13 protein-coding genes and 1 riboswitch are annotated in these 16,649 nt (G+C 72.0%); of the genes, 11 read left to right on the top strand and 2 right to left on the bottom strand.

Annotated elements, in window-relative coordinates:
- Positions 1-133: 133 nt before the first annotated feature.
- From JS756_RS18285 to JS756_RS18235, 11 genes are all read left to right on the top strand, one after another.
- A complete protein-coding gene (locus JS756_RS18285) occupies positions 134-781 on the top strand; it encodes a SurA N-terminal domain-containing protein (protein WP_205384177.1) in 648 nt (215 codons plus the stop codon).
- Between the two features lie 146 nt (positions 782-927).
- Entirely contained in the window at positions 928-2,010 is a 1,083-nt protein-coding gene (locus tag JS756_RS18280) for a nucleoside triphosphate pyrophosphohydrolase (RefSeq protein ID WP_307790750.1), read from the top strand.
- Between the two features lie 143 nt (positions 2,011-2,153).
- A complete protein-coding gene (locus JS756_RS18275) occupies positions 2,154-3,434 on the top strand; it encodes a cytochrome P450 family protein (protein ID WP_205384255.1) in 1,281 nt (426 codons plus the stop codon).
- A 215-nt stretch (positions 3,435-3,649) separates the two neighbouring features.
- Positions 3,650-4,780, top strand: a complete 1,131-nt coding sequence (locus JS756_RS18270) for a LysM peptidoglycan-binding domain-containing protein (protein ID WP_205384176.1) — start codon at positions 3,650-3,652, stop codon at positions 4,778-4,780.
- A gap of 197 nt (positions 4,781-4,977) precedes the next feature.
- A riboswitch (cyclic di-AMP (ydaO/yuaA leader) is annotated at positions 4,978-5,147 on the top strand.
- 4 nt (positions 5,148-5,151) lie between these two features.
- The gene (locus tag JS756_RS18265; protein ID WP_205384175.1) at positions 5,152-5,871 is read left to right on the top strand and encodes a LysM peptidoglycan-binding domain-containing protein; all 720 of its coding nucleotides are present in this window, start codon (positions 5,152-5,154) and stop codon (positions 5,869-5,871) included.
- 508 nt (positions 5,872-6,379) lie between these two features.
- Positions 6,380-7,660 carry a phosphopyruvate hydratase gene (gene eno / locus JS756_RS18260; RefSeq protein ID WP_205384174.1) on the top strand — a complete coding sequence of 427 codons (1,281 nt, stop codon included), beginning with the start codon at positions 6,380-6,382 and terminating at the stop codon, positions 7,658-7,660.
- A 99-nt stretch (positions 7,661-7,759) separates the two neighbouring features.
- On the top strand, positions 7,760-8,236 hold the full coding sequence (locus JS756_RS18255) for an FtsB family cell division protein (RefSeq protein ID WP_205384173.1): 477 nt from the start codon (positions 7,760-7,762) through the stop codon (positions 8,234-8,236).
- Positions 8,237-8,258: 22 nt separating this feature from the next.
- Complete coding sequence (locus JS756_RS18250) at positions 8,259-8,789, top strand: DUF501 domain-containing protein (protein WP_205384172.1); 531 nt, start codon at positions 8,259-8,261, stop codon at positions 8,787-8,789.
- A complete protein-coding gene (locus JS756_RS18245) occupies positions 8,786-9,727 on the top strand; it encodes a Ppx/GppA phosphatase family protein (RefSeq protein WP_205384171.1) in 942 nt (313 codons plus the stop codon). Before JS756_RS18250 ends, JS756_RS18245 begins: the two co-directional genes overlap by 4 nt.
- Positions 9,728-10,171: 444 nt before the next feature.
- On the top strand, positions 10,172-11,554 hold the full coding sequence (locus JS756_RS18240; RefSeq protein ID WP_205384170.1) for an NAD(P)/FAD-dependent oxidoreductase: 1,383 nt from the start codon (positions 10,172-10,174) through the stop codon (positions 11,552-11,554).
- A 362-nt stretch (positions 11,555-11,916) separates the two neighbouring features.
- Complete coding sequence (locus JS756_RS18235) at positions 11,917-13,209, top strand: SAM-dependent methyltransferase (protein ID WP_205384169.1); 1,293 nt, start codon at positions 11,917-11,919, stop codon at positions 13,207-13,209.
- Between the two features lie 54 nt (positions 13,210-13,263).
- Here JS756_RS18235 and JS756_RS18230 read toward each other — a convergent pair whose 3' ends face one another.
- Both JS756_RS18230 and JS756_RS18225 read right to left on the bottom strand, forming a co-directional pair.
- Positions 13,264-15,795 carry an ABC transporter permease gene (locus JS756_RS18230; protein WP_205384168.1) on the bottom strand — a complete coding sequence of 844 codons (2,532 nt, stop codon included), beginning with the start codon at positions 15,793-15,795 and terminating at the stop codon, positions 13,264-13,266.
- Complete coding sequence (locus JS756_RS18225; protein WP_205384167.1) at positions 15,795-16,568, bottom strand: ABC transporter ATP-binding protein; 774 nt, start codon at positions 16,566-16,568, stop codon at positions 15,795-15,797. The genes JS756_RS18230 and JS756_RS18225 overlap by 1 nt, the downstream gene beginning before the upstream one ends.
- Positions 16,569-16,649: the final 81 nt, after the last annotated feature.

The raw sequence follows: 16,649 nt of genomic DNA, 5'->3' as shown, positions 1-16,649 counted from the left end.
GGTGTGCGGCGCGGCGGTGCCCGAAGTGGTGGTGAATCGTTGGTCGAATGGGTTGGCCAGAGCCTGCCCACTGCCTACCATCGATCACCGCAAGACTTTGTGCACCGCCGCACAATCTCCTCGGGAGGTTTCCTTGCACCGCCGCCGTCGCACCGCGCTCCTGCTCACCGCCGCGATCGCCGCCGCGGCACCCCTCCTGACCGCCTGCGGAAACGACGGGCACGCAGGCGCGGCGGCCGTGGTCGGCGACCAGCGGATCACCGTCTCGGAGCTGGAGAGCCGGGTGAACGAGGTACGCACGGCCCAGCGCGCGGCGGTGCCGGAAGACGCCCAGTACGCGCGCGTGGTCGCCGGCACCGGCGGGATCGCCCGCGACACACTGCACGGCATGGTCCTCGACCGGGTGCTGCACCGGGCCGCCGAGGACGCGGGCGTCACCGTCAGCCGCAAGGACGTGCAGCAGCTCCGGGACGAACTGGAACGCCGGACCGGGGGAGCCGAGGCGCTGGAGACCACGTGGCTCCAGCAGTACGGCGTGCCGCCGCGGCGGCTCGACGACAACCTGCGGCTCCAGGTCGAGGCGCAGAAGCTGGCCTCCGCACTCGGTACGCAGACCAACCAGCCCGCCTTCTGGGCGGCACTGTCGAAGGCGTCCGAGGAACTCGACGTCGACATGAACCCGAGGTACGGAAGCTGGGACGCGGAGAAGGTCGGGCGCGTGGACGCGAAGACCCCGTGGGTGCGCGAGGTGACCGCGGGCGGGCAGCAGGGCACGGCGTGACGCGGTAGACGTCCCGCCCGCCAGGCCTCCCCGTCCGGGCACGTACGGCCGCCCACCCGGCCGGCCGGGCCGCCCTCACCTGTGGACGACCGCGATCGCTGTGGACAACCGCGGGGACCGTCGCCCTCGTGCGTTACGTTCGGAGCGTGAACCCGAACATCCCCGCAGCCGCTGAGCCCGCCCCCGCCCCCGCCCGCCCCGGCCGTGTCGTCCTGCTCACCACCAGCCACCGCGTGGCCCCCGGCCTGCTGTCCTGGCCGGCGTGGCAGGCGCTGCGCGCGGCCGACCGCGTGGTGTGCGCGGACGGGACCCACCCGCAGCTGCCGTATCTGAAGGAGGCGGGGATACGGGTCGAGGAGTCCTCCCCGACGGCGGAGGAACTGGTCGGGTACTGCGCCGAAGGCCGCACGGTCGTGGTCGTGGCCTCCGGCGAGGGGGAGCCGGCGCTGACCGACGGGCTCGCCCGGCTCGCCGGGTCCGGACGCGTGGCCATGCCCGAGCTGGAGCTCCTGCCCGGGGCCTACGACCTGCCCGGTGCCCGGCTGCTCGACCTCGTGCAGGTCATGGACCGGATCCGCGCCGAGTGCCCGTGGTCGTCGCAGCAGACCCACGAGGGACTCGCGAAGTACGCCGTGGAGGAGGCGTACGAACTGGTCGAGGCGATCGAGGACGGCGACCGGGACGAGCTGCGCGAGGAACTGGGGGACGTGCTGCTCCAGGTCGTCTTCCACGCACGGATCGCCGAGGAGGACCCGGAGGAGCCCTTCTCCGTCGACGACGTGGCGGCCGGCATCGTCGCGAAGCTCATCCACCGCCACCCCCATGTCTTCGGGGAGGAGACGGCCACCACCCCCGAGGAGGTCAAGGCGCACTGGCTGCGGACCAAGGCGGCGGAGAAGCAGCGCACCTCGGTCACCGAGGGCATCCCCCTGCAGCAGCCCGGCCTGGCCCTCGCCGCGAAGCTGGCGGCACGCGCGCGGACGGCGGGACTGGACGTGCCGTTGCCGAAGGGGGAGGGCCTCGGCTACGAGCTGCTGGCGCTCGCGGCACGCGCAGGCGCCGAGGGCGCCGACGCAGAGACCGCCCTGCGCGCGGCGGCCCGCGCCTACCGTGACGCCATCAGGGCGGAGGAGGCGCGCGTGGCGCAGGAGGGGGCGGCCGGTGCCGCGCCCCGCCCCGCCCACCGGGACCCCGAGGCCCACCTGCCTGCGGATACCGTCGACGAGTGAGCGACCAGCCCCAGCCCCACGACCCGGCACCCGGCACCACGCCCGCACCCGGCAGTACGCCCGGCCCCGCCGCCGCACCGGGCTCCCGATCGGGCGCCACGCCCGGCTCCGCCGCCGCACCGGGCAGCCCCGGCTCCGCCGCCCTGTCCACCCCGGCTCCCGTGCCCGAGCTCTTCTCCTGGGAGTTCGCCGCCGACCCCTACCCCGCCTACGCCTGGCTGCGCGCGCACGCGCCCGTGCACAGGACGCGGCTGCCCAGCGGGGTGGAGGCCTGGCTGGTCACCCGGTACGCGGACGCCCGGCAGGCCCTCGCCGACCAGCGGCTCAGCAAGAACCCGGCGCACCACGACGAGCCGGCGCACGCGAAGGGCAAGACGGGTATCCCCGGCGAGCGCAAGGCCGAGCTGATGACCCATCTGCTCAACATCGACCCGCCGGACCACACCCGGCTGCGCAGGCTGGTCAGCAAGGCCTTCACGCCGCGCCGCGTGGCCGAGTTCGCGCCGCGTGTGCAGGAGCTGACCGACCGGCTCGTCGACTCGTTCGCGGCGCGCGGTTCGGCCGACCTCATCCACGAGTTCGCCTTCCCGCTGCCCATCTACGCCATCTGCGACCTGCTCGGCGTCCCTCGCGAGGACCAGGACGACTTCCGGGACTGGGCGGGCATGATGATCCGCCACGGGGGAGGTCCGCGCGGCGGGGTGGCGCGCTCCGTGAAGAAGATGCGCGGCTACCTCGCCGACCTCATCCACCGCAAGCGGGCCGCTCTGCCCGCCGAGCCCGCACCGGGCGAGGACCTCATCTCCGGCCTCATCCGCGCCTCGGACCACGGTGAGCACCTCACCGAGAACGAGGCGGCGGCGATGGCGTTCATCCTCCTGTTCGCCGGGTTCGAGACGACCGTGAACCTCATCGGCAACGGTACCTACGCGCTCCTGACCCACCCCGCGCAGCGCGCCCGCCTCCAGGAGTCCCTCGGCCGAAACGGAACCGGCGGCCTGCTGGAGACGGCGGTCGAGGAACTCCTGCGCTTCGACGGCCCCGTGGAACTGGCCACCTGGCGGTTCGCCACGCGCCCCCTGACCCTCGGCGGGCAGGACATCGCCGCGGGCGACCCCGTCCTCGTCGTCCTCGCCGCGGCGGACCGCGACCCGGCCCGCTTCACCGATCCCGACACCCTCGACCTCGCCCGGCGCGACAACCAGCACCTCGGCTACGGCCACGGCATCCACTACTGCCTCGGCGCGCCGCTCGCCCGACTGGAGGGCCGGACCGCGCTCGCCACCCTGCTGACCCGGTTGCCGGACCTGCGACTGGCCGCGGATCCGGCAGACCTGAGGTGGCGTGGGGGACTCATCATGCGCGGACTGCGCACCCTGCCGGTGGAGTTCACGCCCGTCGGGGAGCCCGCGGCGCGGCCCTGACTCCGGGGCCGGGATCCGGCACCGGACCCGACGGCGGGGACAAGGGACCCACGGCGCGGCCGACATGACACACGCTCAATTCTGTGATCTTCACGTGATCTGCGCGGCATTAACTTGTGACAAGTGATCGTCTGCCGATACGTTCACTCGTCAGCACGGCATTCGGCCCGCAGCGCCCTCCGTGCGGTCACTGCTGTCTCGGGAAAGGTCCCCGCATGCTCTCCGGGAACGGTCGCCACCGTCGCCCCCGCCAGGCTCCGGCCCTCCTCGTCGCAGCCGGCGTGACCGGTTCCGCCATCGCCATCCCGCTCCTCGGCGCCACCGGAGCGAGCGCCGCGGACGGCGGCACCTGGAACAAGGTGGCGGACTGCGAGACCGGCGGCTCCTGGAGCCTGAACGTCGGCAACGGCTTCTACGGCGGCCTGCATCTCACGCTGGACGACTGGGAGAAGTACGGCGGCCTGGAGTACGCGGAGCGGCCCGATCTGGCCAGCCGGTCCCAGCAGATAGCCGTCGCCGAGAGGGTCCTCGCGGACCAGGGTGTCGGCGCCTGGCCCGCCTGCGGTGTGCTGTCCGGACTCACGCAGGGGTCGGGGGCGGCGCAGGTGGACACGGGTGTGGCGGACGACGCGTCGGGCCAGACGTCCGGTTCATCCGGTTCGTCGAAATCCTCCGGTTCCTCCGTGGCCTCGGATCCCACCGCGTCGCCCGGCTCCGCGGGTTCGACGGGCTCCACCGGGTCTTCCGATTCATCCGGTACGTCCAGTTCCAGTGGCTCGTCCGACTCCGCCGCTTCCTCTGGTTCCTCCGGTGTCTCCGCTTCGCCCGAAAAGCCGCAGCCGCCCAACTCCTCCCTCCCTGGGGGATCCTCGACCGCCGGCCCCGATGACGCCGGCGAGAACTCCGGCGCTCCCGGTGCGACCCCCGCTCCCGGTGGTCCGGCCGGCGCCCCCTCGCAGGGAGCCGACAGCGCCACCACGGTCGCCCCTGATCGTGACAACTCGGACAACTCGCCTCAACCTGCCGGTTCTTCGAGCCTCGTGGACACGGGCGCCCTGGGTGCGGGCGGTCAGGGCGCCGGCCGTCATCGCGGCGGCAGCGCCGACGAGGGGGCCGCCGGCGGCGGCGCCGCCACCGCGTCCACCGGCCGGCACGCCGTGTCCGGCGACGGCGGCGACGGGGCCGGTGGTTCGTACACCGTGCGAGCCGGCGACAGCCTCTGCTCCATCGCCGACTCCCTTGGCGTCGACGGCGGGTGGCGTCGCCTGTATGCCGAGAACCAGGACGCGATCGGCGTCGACCCCGGGCACATCGTCCCCGGTCAGACCCTGCGTGTCGGTGCCTAAAGGGGCGAAAAGCGGCGGGAGTTGACATCCTGTTTCGGGACTAATGTCCGGTTTGGCGAAAGTGTGGGATGAGTCTCAGAAGCCCTGATCGTCTTTGAAATTCGGCGAAGCGCGTGTCTACGGTCAGGACCGCTCGCCACCGCGGGCCCCGGTCGCCGCAACGCCGAATCCTGCCAGCGGCTGCACGGGAACAGTCGTCGCGTCGAGCGCCGTAGGCAGGAGCGGGGGACCCAAGGTAAGTGCCGTGCCGGGCAGTTGATCCGGAACGGCTTGGGGTGAAGCCGCGCTTCCCGACGGGGGGCGCGGCCGGGCAACTCAACCGGCCCGAACCCGACAGCTCACCTCGCAGGCGTCGGTGAGGGGATCGATCCATGCTGTTCTCCGGCAAGGGCAAGCACCGTCGTCCGTCCAAGGCCACCCGCGCCATCGCCATCGCCGGCGTCACCGGCGCCGCCGTCGCCGCCCCGCTGCTGGCGGTCGGCAACGCCTCCGCCGCCACGGCCTCCGAGTGGGACGCGGTCGCCCAGTGCGAGTCCGGCGGCAACTGGTCCATCAACACCGGCAACGGCTACTACGGTGGCCTGCAGTTCTCCGCGTCCACCTGGGCCGCGTACGGCGGCACCCAGTACGCCGCCCGCGCCGACCTCGCCAGCAAGTCGCAGCAGATCGCCATCGCCGAGAAGGTCCTGGCGGGCCAGGGCAAGGGTGCCTGGCCGGTCTGCGGCACGGGCCTGTCCAGCACGCCGTACTCCGGCTCCGTGAGCGGCTCGTCCAGCAGCTCCCAGGGCGGCTCGCAGAGCAGCAGCCAGGGCGCCACGACCCAGCGTTCCACCGGCGGGACCGCCTCCCGCTCCGCCGAGCGCCCGGCGCAGAAGGCCGCTCCGAAGGCCCACAAGACCGTCACCACGCCGACCGGCAAGAAGGTCAGGAAGGGCGACGGCGAGTACAAGGTCGTCAAGGGCGACACCCTCAGCTCGATCGCCGAGAAGCACAAGGTCAAGGGCGGCTGGAAGAAGCTGTTCGACCTGAACAAGGACATCATCGAGGACGCCGACCTCATCTACCCGGGCCAGCAGCTCCACCTGAAGTAGGCGGACCGGTCCCGGTAGGCACCCCGCTCCCCCCACGCCCGAGGCTCCGGCCCCCGGGCTGCGGGCCCCCGCACTCCCCGTCCCGGCGCGTATTCCCCCGTACGCGCCGGGGCGGGGTTCTGTCGTCTCCGCGGCGCCTTCCGCCCGCGCCCCGGCCGCTCGGCGCCGCGCCCCGACCCGCCGCCCCTCGCCCGTGCGGGCCCCGCCCCGGCCCCCCGTGGCGCCTCGCAGCTCCCCCCGTCCGCCCTCTGGCTGCCCCCTCTTCCCGCTCAGCCCTCCCGTGCCGCCCCCCGGCCCGTCCCCGGCGCTTCGCCCGTTGTTCACCCCGTACCAGCACCCCCCTTTGTTCCGAAGGGGAACAATGGGTACGGTCACTGTGTCCAAGGGCCGGTCGGTCGGCTGGCCGATGGCCCCGGGGCGGTTAGGCTCTAGTCGCAAGGCTCAGCAAGGGCCGACACGGCCCATGTGCCCCGCACATCCAGCGTCACATCCCAAGAAGGAGATGCTCGTGCCGTCCATCGACGTCGTCGTAGCCCGGGAAATCCTGGACTCCCGAGGCAACCCCACGGTCGAGGTCGAGGTCGGCCTCGACGACGGCAGCACGGGTCGTGCCGCCGTCCCGTCCGGCGCCTCCACCGGCGCCTTCGAGGCCATCGAGCTCCGCGACGGCGACTCGAACCGCTACCTCGGCAAGGGTGTGGAGAAGGCCGTCCTCGCGGTCATCGAGCAGATCGGCCCGGAGCTGGTCGGCTACGACGCCACCGAGCAGCGCCTGATCGACCAGGCCATGTTCGACCTGGACGCCACCGACAACAAGGGCTCCCTCGGCGCCAACGCCATCCTCGGCGTCTCGCTCGCCGTCGCGCACGCCGCGGCCGAGGCCAGCGACCTCCCCCTGTTCCGCTACCTGGGCGGCCCCAACGCGCACCTGCTGCCGGTGCCGATGATGAACATCCTGAACGGCGGCTCGCACGCCGACTCCAACGTGGACATCCAGGAGTTCATGATCGCCCCGATCGGCGCGGAGTCCTTCTCCGAAGCCCTGCGCTGGGGCGCCGAGGTCTACCACACCCTGAAGAAGGTCCTGAAGACCAAGGGCCTGTCCACCGGCCTCGGTGACGAGGGCGGCTTCGCCCCGAACCTCGGCTCCAACCGCGAGGCCCTCGACCTCATCCTGGAGGCCGTCAAGGAAGCCGGCTACACCCCCGGCGAGCAGATCGCCCTCGCGCTCGACGTCGCCGCCTCCGAGTTCTACAAGGACGGCAAGTACCTCTTCGAGGGCAAGGAGCGCTCCGCCGCCGAGATGACGGAGTACTACGAGGAGCTCGTGGCGGCCTACCCGCTCGTCTCCATCGAGGACCCGCTGTTCGAGGACGACTGGGACGGCTGGAAGATCATCACCGACAAGCTCGGCGACAAGGTCCAGCTCGTCGGTGACGACCTGTTCGTCACCAACCCGGAGCGCCTGGCCCGCGGCATCGAGGACGGCGCCGCCAACGCCCTGCTCGTCAAGGTCAACCAGATCGGGTCGCTGACCGAGACCTTCGACGCCGTCGAGCTGGCCCAGCGCAACGGCTACAAGTGCATGATGTCCCACCGCTCGGGCGAGACCGAGGACGTCACCATCGCCGACCTGGCCGTCGCCACCAACTGCGGCCAGATCAAGACCGGCGCCCCGGCCCGCTCCGAGCGCGTCGCCAAGTACAACCAGCTCCTGCGCATCGAGGAGATCCTCGACGACGCCGCGGTGTACGCCGGCCGCAGCGCCTTCCCGCGCTTCAAGGGCTGAGCCGCAAAAGACCAAGGGCGCGCCCGTCGCACGTACGTCCCCGTACGCGGTCCCGTACCGTGTGCGGGGACGTACGCGCGTGTGAACGGGAGGCTGGACATGGCGGTGAAGGACCGGGACCGTTTCTCCACCGCGACCAGGATCCGGTTGCTGGGTGAGCAGACGGCGGCCCGGGTCTACCGTTCGCAGACCCGCCGTCAGGCGCGCCGCCCCCGTCTCACCGGCCGTGCGGCGCTGCTCGCCCTCGTCCTGTGCTCCCTGATCGTCGCACTGGCCTACCCGATAAGGCAGTACGTCTCCCAGCGCGCCGAGGTCGACGACCTGCAGCGGGAGAAGCGGCAGGCGCAGGAGCGCGTCGAGCGGCTGCGCGACCTCAAGGCGCGCTGGCAGGACGACGCCTTCGCCGAGCAGCAGATCCGGCAGCGCCTGCACTACGTGATGCCGGGGGAGACGGGATACGTCGTGATCGACCCGAACGCGGTGAAGCAGTCCCGCGCCGACCGCGGGGCGGCCGACCGCCCCTGGTACTCCAACCTCTGGGACGGCGTCGACAAGTCCGACGCCCTCGACCAGTGAACTGACCGATAGAAAGACAGGCATGGAAACGCCCCCGCCGACCACCCCGCGCACCGAGCCCACCGACGCGGACGTCGAGGCCTTCGAGCAGCAGCTCGGGCGTCCGCCGCGCGGCCTGCGCGCGATCGCCCACCGGTGCCCGTGCGGCCGGCCGGACGTCGTCGAGACGGCGCCCCGGCTGCCCGACGGCACGCCCTTCCCGACGCTCTACTACCTCACGTGCCCGCGGGCGAACTCCGCGATCGGCACGCTGGAGGCAGGGGGCGTCATGAAGGAGATGACCGAGCGGCTCCGCACCGACCCGGAGCTGGCGGCCGCGTACCGTGCGGCGCACGAGGACTACATCCGGCGGCGCGACGAGATCGAGGAGCTCACGGGCTTCCCGAGCGCGGGCGGCATGCCGGACCGGGTGAAGTGCCTGCACGTCCTGGTGGCCCACTCGCTGGCCGCCGGACCGGGCGTGAACCCGCTGGGCGACGAGGCGATCGCCCTGCTGCCCGAGTGGTGGCGCAAGGGCCCGTGCGTGGTGCCGGACGCGGAGGAGGCCGAATGACCAGGGTCGCCGCCGTCGACTGCGGCACGAACTCCATCCGCCTGCTGGTCGCCGACGCGGACCCGGCCACCGGTGAACTGGTCGAGCTGGACCGCCGGATGACGATCGTCCGGCTCGGACAGGGCGTCGACCGGACCGGGCGACTGGCCCCCGAGGCGCTCGAGCGGACGTTCGCCGCCTGCCGGGAGTACGCGCGCGTCATCAAGGACCACGGTGCCGAACGGCTGCGGTTCGTCGCCACCTCCGCCTCCCGGGACGCGGAGAACCGCGACGACTTCGTCCGCGGGGTCATGGACGTCCTGGGCGTCGAACCCGAGGTCATCAGCGGCGACCAGGAGGCCGAGTTCTCCTTCACCGGCGCGACCAGGGAACTGGCCGGCGCCGCGCACCTGGCGAAGCCCTACCTGGTGGTGGACATCGGCGGCGGCTCCACGGAGTTCGTGGTCGGCGAGGAGCACGTGCGCGCGGCCCGCTCCGTCGACGTCGGCTGCGTGCGGATGACCGAACGGCACCTGGTGCGCGAGGGCGCGGTCACCGACCCTCCCACCGCCGCGCAGATCACTGCGATGCGTGCCGACATCGAGGCGGCCCTGGACCTCGCCGAGCAGACGGTGCCGCTGCGCGAGGCGCGCACGCTGGTGGGGCTGGCGGGCTCGGTGACGACGGTGTCGGCGATCGCGCAGGAGCTGCCCGAGTACGACTCCGCGCGGATCCACCACTCCCGGATCTCCCGCGACACGGTCCGCGGTATCACCGACTGGCTGTTGCACTCCACGCACGCCGAGCGCGCGGCCGTGCCGTCGATGCATCCGGGCCGGGTCGACGTGATCGCGGCGGGCGCCCTGGTGCTCCTGTCGATCATGGAGCGGACCGGTGCGGAGGAGGTCGTGGTGAGCGAGCACGACATCCTCGACGGCATCGCCTGGTCGGTGGCGTAGCTCTCTTCTGTTACCCGCGGGTAGCCTCCGGTTGAGCAGCCCGGATACCGTATGAGCGGCCCGCGGAGGCCCTTCGGGGCCCCGCGGTGACGCGCTGGCGGGAAAGTTCGTGAAGTACTTCACAAGGAATTGGGCCCTGTCGGTGCGCGAAAGGGGGCCTGTTGGCCCTTTCGGGGGCTGAAGAGGGCTTTGAACATGTTCAGAAGGGCTCGGTGCGAGCCCTTCGGATCACGTCTCCGGGAGGGTGTTCCAGCAGACTCACAGTCGTCCGTGTCGCCCAGAGAGGCAGCTCACGCGGCGTTGACAACGGTCACCGGGACGCGACGGTTCCCGTCGCGGACCATGATCTAGATCACGCGGGCCGCGGAGTGTAGCACAGGGCCTGCGCATGCTTGTGAAGGGGCGCACGAGCCACCCCCTCGGCGCGGGTGGATACTCGATGGCATGAGCACCACGGAGCGTCCCAGGATCCTCGTAGTAGGCGGTGGGTACGTAGGCCTGTACGCAGCTCGGCGCATCCTCAAGAAGATGCGCTACGGAGAGGCGACCGTCACGGTCGTCGACCCCCGGTCGTACATGACCTACCAGCCCTTCCTCCCCGAAACCGCCGCCGGCAACATCTCCCCGCGCCACGTCGTCGTCCCGCTGCGACGCGTGGTCCCCAGGGCGGAGGTGCTCACCGGCCGCGTCACCACCATCGACCAGGACCGCAAGATCGCCACCGTCGCCCCGCTCGTCGGCGAGGCGTACGAGCTGCCCTTCGACCACCTGGTCATCGCCCTCGGTGCCGTCTCCCGCACCTTCCCCATCCCCGGGCTCGCCGAGCAGGGCATCGGAATGAAGGGCGTCGAGGAGGCCATCGGCCTGCGCAACCACGTGCTGGAGCAGCTCGACAAGGCCGAGTCCACCACCGACGAGGAGATCCGCCGCAAGGCCCTCACCTTCGTCTTCGTCGGCGGCGGCTTCGCCGGTGCGGAGACCATCGGCGAGGTCGAGGACATGGCCCGGGACGCGGCCAAGTACTACAAGAACGTGTCGCGCGAGGACATGCGCTTCATCCTCGTCGACGCCGCCGACAAGATCCTCCCCGAGGTCGGCCCCAAGCTCGGCCAGTACGGCAAGGAGCACCTGGAGAGCCGCGGCGTCGAGGTCTACCTGTCCACCTCCATGGACTCCTGCGTCGACGGCCACGTGGTGCTGAAGAACGGCCTGGAGGTCGACGCCAACACCATCGTGTGGACCGCCGGCGTCAAGCCGAACCCGGCCCTCGCCCGCTTCGGCCTGCCCCTCGGCCCGCGCGGCCACGTCGACTGCGAGCCCACGCTCCAGGTCAAGGGCACCGACTACATCTGGGCCGCCGGCGACAACGCCCAGGTGCCCGACCTCGTCGGCCGCAAGGCCGGCAACGAGAACGCCTGGTGCCCGCCGAACGCCCAGCACGCGCTGCGCCAGGCCAAGGTGCTCGGCGACAACGTCCTGTCCGGTCTGCGGGGCTTCCCGCAGCAGGACTACAGCCACGCCAACAAGGGCGCGGTCGCGGGCCTCGGCCTGCACAAGGGCGTCGCGATGATCGTCATGGGCAAGATGAGGATCAAGCTCAAGGGGCGTCTCGCCTGGTACATGCACCGTGGCTACCACGGCCTGGCGATGCCGACCTGGAACCGCAAGATCCGCATCTTCGCCGACTGGACGCTCGGCATGTTCCTCCGGCGCGAGGTCGTCGCCCTGGGCGCCCTGGAGTCCCCGCGCGAGGAGTTCTACGAGGCCGCCAAGCCGGCCCCGGCGGCCCCCGCCGCCAGGACCGAGGAGAAGGCCAAGGCCTCCTGACCTCCGGTCACCTGAACAGCCCGAAGGGGCCGCCCGCCATCCGTGGTGCGGGCGGCCCCTTCGGCGTGCGCGGGTTCCCCGGACCCGTCGCAGCCGCGCGGGTCCCCGTGACCGGCGGCCCGCCGCCGCCCCGGACGGCAACCTCTTTGGCCCCCGCCCCGGGCACGGCCCGGTCCGGCCGCTCCCGAGGCGACGCAGGCGCCGACGCCATGCCTGACGGGAATCGTCCCCCACCAGGAGGACCGGCCCCCGGAACACGCATTTTGCTCGGACGTAACGCCGTGGCGGGACTGCCATCCGGGCATTCTGGTGTTTACGTGGTGACTGGACATCCGGGATCGCTCCTCACGGAGGTGTGCGCCATGGCTGACGCGGCGTCGAGACTGAAAGGCCTGATCGAGCAGATGCTGGGAGCCCCGCTCCCGCTCCGCATCCGCGCATGGGACGGCTCGCAGGCGGGACCGCCGGACGCGCCCGTGCTCGTGGTGCGCAACCGCCGGGCCCTGCGCCGCCTGCTGTTCAAGCCGGGCGAACTGGGGCTGGCCCGGGCATGGGTGGCCGGTGACCTGGACGTCGAGGGCGACCTGTACGGCGCGCTCGACCGGTTGGCGGGGCTGGTCTGGGAACGCGGCGAGGACGCCCGCACCCTGCGCCAGGCGCTGCGGGACCCCGAGGTACGGGCCGCCGTCCGGGGGCTCGTCCGGCTCGCCGGACCGCCCCTGCCGCCCGCGCCGCCCGCGGAGGAGGTGCGCCGCCGGCGGGGCCACCTGCACACCCGGCGCACCGACAGGCGCGCCATCAGCCACCACTACGACGTGGGCAACGACTTCTACGAGATCGTCCTCGGGCCGTCCATGGTGTACTCCTGCGCCTACTGGCCCGACCCCGGCAGCACACTGGAGACCGCCCAGCGCGACAAGCTGGAACTCGTCTGCCGCAAGCTGGACCTGAAGCCCGGTCAGCGGCTGCTGGACGTCGGCTGCGGTTGGGGCTCCATGGCCCTGCACGCCGCCCGTGAGCACGGGGTGAGCGTCGTCGGTATCACGCTCTCCCAGGAACAGGCGGCCTACGCCCGCAAGCGCGCCGCCGACGAGGGTCTCACCGACCGGGTGGAGATCCGCGTGCAGGACTACCGGGACGTGCGCGACGGACCCTACGACGCCATCTCCTCGATCGGCATGGCCGAGCACGTCGGCGCCGAACGGTACCTGGAGTACGCGCGGGCCCTGCGCAGCCTGCTGGCCCCCGGGGGACGGCTCCTGAACCACCAGATCGCCCGCCGTCCCCAGCGCGACGAAACGGCCTACGACGTGGACGCCTTCATCGACGCCTACGTCTTCCCCGACGGCGAGCTCCAGCCCCTCGGAACGACCGTCGCCCAACTGGAGCGGGCCGGGTTCGAGGTGAGGGACGTGGAGGCGATCCGCGAGCACTACGCCCTCACCCTGCGCCGCTGGGTGGCCAACCTGGAGGCGGCCTGGGAGCCGGCCGCGCGGTCGGCGGGCGCCGGACGCGCCCGGGTGTGGCGCCTGTACATGGCTGCCTCCGCGCTGGCCTTCGAACGCAACCGCATCGGTGTCAACCAGGTCCTCACCGTGCGGACCCCGGAGCCGGGGGCCTCCGGGATGCCGCTGCGGGCCCGTACCTGGGCCTGACCGGAACCGGGGCTCCGTTCCCTCGCGGAACGGAGCCCCGCCGGTCCGGCGCGGCTACTCCGCCTTGATCGCCTGGAGCATGTTCAGGCGGGCCGCACGCCGGGCCGGCCACAGGGCGGCCAGGACCCCGACCACCCCCGCCAGCATCAGGAACGCGGCCATCCGGCCCCAGGGCACGACCAGTTCGTACGTGGGCATCCTCGCGCCGAGCAGTTCGCCGGCTGCCCAGCCGAAGAACACGCCCAGGCCGATGCCGAGCACCCCGCCGAACAGGGAGATCACCAGCGACTCCAGGCGCACCATCCGCTTGATGCCCCGGCGGTCCAGGCCGATCGCCCGCAGCATGCCGATCTCCTGGGAGCGCTCGAAGACCGACATCGCCAGCGTGTTGACGACGCCGAGGACCGCGACGATCACCGCCATCGCGAGCAGGCCGTAGAGCATGTTCAGCATCAGGGTGAACATCTGCGCGATGTCGTCGGAGACGTCGTTCCTGTCCTGGATCCGGATCGCCGGGTTGGTGCCGAGGGCCTTCGCCAGCCCGTCCTTCGTCGAGTCCGAGGCACCGCTCGCCGTCTTCACCATCACCAGCATGTCGCCCGCCTCCTGCTCCCGGTGCGGGGCGAGGGTGGCGGTGTCGAGCAGGATGCCGTGGATCATCTCGTTGCTTCGGTAGACGCCGGCCACCGTCAGCCGCTGCGCCGCACCGTCGGCGTAGTGGACGGTGAACGCCGAACCGGAGCGCCAGCCGTGCTCCTCGGCGGTGTCGGCGTCGACGACCACGCGCGTGCCGCCGATCGTGAAGGAGCCGTCGTCCACCGGCAGGTCGGTGAGCGTGCCGAAGGCGGCACCGTCGACGCCGGTCAGGAACTCGGTCCGGCCGTCGATCCGGGAGGGGGCGTTGCGCATCGGGCTGGTGGCGGTGACGCCCTCGGTCGTGCTCAGCGTCCGGCCGACGTCCGGCGACAGGGTGTTGCCGTTGGCCATGGAGACGACGTAGTCGGCGCGGATCGCCTCGGAGGCCATCCGGTCGATGGACGTCTGCAGACTGCCCGCCATCACCGTCATGCCGGTGATCAGGGTCAGGCCGATCATCAGCGCGGAGGCGGTGGCGGCCGTGCGGCGCGGGTTGCGCACCGAGTTCTGCCGGGCGAGCAGGCCGGACACGCCGAACGCGCGCAGCACCGGCGCGGCGGCCGCGACGAGCGGACGGGACAGAAGCGGCGTCAGCACGAACACGCCGATGATCAGCAGGACGGCGCCGACCCCCATGGGGAGCTGGCCGCTGTCGCCGCTCATGCCGGTCGCGGCCAGCACGACGGCCACGCCCGCGGCGGAGAACAGGGCGCCGACGCTGTTGCGGAGTACCAGCGACCTGGTGGTCGCCGCCGCGTGGACACTGCTCATCGCGGCGACCGGCGGGATCTTCGCGGCCCGGCGGCCGGGGAGCCAGGCGGCCAGCACGGTGACGCCGATGCCGACGACCAGGGCCGCGGCGACGGTGCCGGGCGTGACCACCAGGGGGCCCGCCGGGATGTTCGCGCCGAGGGTGTCCATGAGCACCTTCAGCAGGACGCCGATGCCGATGCCGGCGACCAGGCCGGCCGCGCCGGCGACGGCGCCGACCACGAACGCCTCCACCAGCACCGACCGCGTCACCTGGCGCCGCGAGGCACCGACCGCGCGCAGCAGCGCCAGTTCCCTGGTGCGCTGGGCGACCAGCATGGTGAAGGTGTTGGCGATGATGAACGTGCCGACGAACAGGGCGATGCCGGCGAAGACCAGCAGGCCGTGCTTGAGCCCGCTCATCGACGAGGCGATGACCTCGGCCTGGTCGGCTGCGAGCCGGCGAGCGGTCGTCGTCTCGACGGTGTCCTTCGGCAGGGCCCGGTCCAGGGCCGACTTCAGCGCGTCCTGGGAGGTGCCCGGGGCGGCCTCGACGTCGATCTCGTCGTAGGCGCCCGTCTTGCCGAACAGCTGCTGAGCGGTGGCCGTGTCGAACAGGACGAGGCTGCCGCCGGCGGCCACGTTGCCGTCGTCGGTGGTGAACACGCCGGCGACGGTGGGGGTCAGGACCGGCCCGTCGACGGAGACGCGCACGGTGTCGCCGACCTTGTACCCGGTGCGCCGCGCGGTCTCGGAGTCGATGAGCACCTCGCCCCTGCCGGACGGGGCGCGCCCGCCGACGAGCGGGTAGCGCGCGTCGTCGGTGCCCCAGTAGTTGCCGCCCTGGGACTGGAAGCCGCCGCCGATCAGCCGGCCGTCCTTGTCGGCGATCGCGGTGAAGCCGCCGACGACGCCGATCGCGGAGGCCGCGCCGGGAACACCGGCGCTCCGGTCGACCAGCGCCTGGGTCAGCTCGGGCGCCTTGCCGACGGTGTCGCCCTCGGACGCCCGGCTCTGCGCCCGTACGGCGACGTCGACGTGGTCGAAGCCCTTGGCGGAGCTGTTCTGCAGGGCGTTGGAGAGGGTGTTGGTGAAGACCAGCGTGCCGGAGACGAACGCGACGCCGAGCATGACGGCGAGCACGGTCATCAGCAGGCGGGCCTTGTGCGCGAGGACGTTGCGCAGTGCGGTGCGGAACATCAGCTGGTGCGGCCCTTCGCGTCGAACTGCTTCATGAAGTCCAGGACGGTCTCCGCGGTGGGCCGGATCATCTCGTCGACGATGCGGCCGTCGGCGAGGAAGACGACCCGGTCGGCGTAGGCCGCGGCCACCGGGTCGTGGGTCACCATGACCACCGTCTGGTCCAGTTCGCGTACGGAGTTGCGCAGGAAGCCGAGAACCTCGGCGCCGGAGCGGGAGTCGAGGTTCCCGGTCGGCTCGTCGCCGAAGATGATGTCCGGCTTGGCGGCGAGGGCGCGGGCGACGGCGACGCGCTGCTGCTGGCCGCCGGAGAGCTGGGAGGGCCGGTGGCTCAGGCGCCCGGACAGGCCGACCATCCCGATCACCGTCTCCAGCCACTGCTGGTCCGGCCTGCGGCCGGCGATGTCCATCGGGAGGGTGATGTTCTCCAGCGCGGTCAGTGTCGGCAGCAGGTTGAACGCCTGGAAGATGAAGCCGATCTTGTCGCGGCGCAGCTTGGTGAGCTGCCGGTCCTTCAGCGAGCCCAACTCGGTGTCGCCGATCCGCACCGAACCGGAGGAGAAGCTGTCCAGTCCGGCCACGCAGTGCATGAGCGTGGACTTGCCGGAGCCGGACGGGCCCATGATGGCGGTGAACTCGGCCTGCCGGAACTCGACGGAGACCCGGTCGAGGGCGACCACCTGGGTCTCGCCCTGGCCGTAGATCTTGGACAGATCCGTGGCGCGGGCGGCCACGGTGGCCGCGGTCCGGCCGGCGACGGGTGTGGTGGTCACGGGAAGGCGCTCCTAGCGGTACGACGGTCGGGTGAAGGGGACGCGATCCATCGTTCCGGCCGTGTGCCGCCCTGTAGTCAG

It is taken from the genome of Streptomyces actuosus, assembly GCF_016921115.1.
GTDB classification, from domain to species: Bacteria; Actinomycetota; Actinomycetes; order Streptomycetales; family Streptomycetaceae; genus Streptomyces; species Streptomyces actuosus_A.
The sequence above is the reverse complement of the archived record's forward strand: the minus strand, read 5'-3'. Positions and strand labels throughout refer to the sequence as shown.

Coding starts and splice junctions, on each gene's coding strand:
- JS756_RS18270 (WP_205384176.1), top strand. CDS start 3,650: ATGCTCTCCGGGAACGGTCGCCACCGTCGCCCCCGCCAGGCTCCGGCC.
- JS756_RS18265 (WP_205384175.1), top strand. CDS start 5,152: ATGCTGTTCTCCGGCAAGGGCAAGCACCGTCGTCCGTCCAAGGCCACC.
- JS756_RS18255 (WP_205384173.1), top strand. CDS start 7,760: ATGGCGGTGAAGGACCGGGACCGTTTCTCCACCGCGACCAGGATCCGG.
- JS756_RS18250 (WP_205384172.1), top strand. CDS start 8,259: ATGGAAACGCCCCCGCCGACCACCCCGCGCACCGAGCCCACCGACGCG.
- JS756_RS18245 (WP_205384171.1), top strand. CDS start 8,786: ATGACCAGGGTCGCCGCCGTCGACTGCGGCACGAACTCCATCCGCCTG.
- JS756_RS18240 (WP_205384170.1), top strand. CDS start 10,172: ATGAGCACCACGGAGCGTCCCAGGATCCTCGTAGTAGGCGGTGGGTAC.
- JS756_RS18235 (WP_205384169.1), top strand. CDS start 11,917: ATGGCTGACGCGGCGTCGAGACTGAAAGGCCTGATCGAGCAGATGCTG.
- JS756_RS18230 (WP_205384168.1), bottom strand. CDS start 15,795: ATGTTCCGCACCGCACTGCGCAACGTCCTCGCGCACAAGGCCCGCCTG.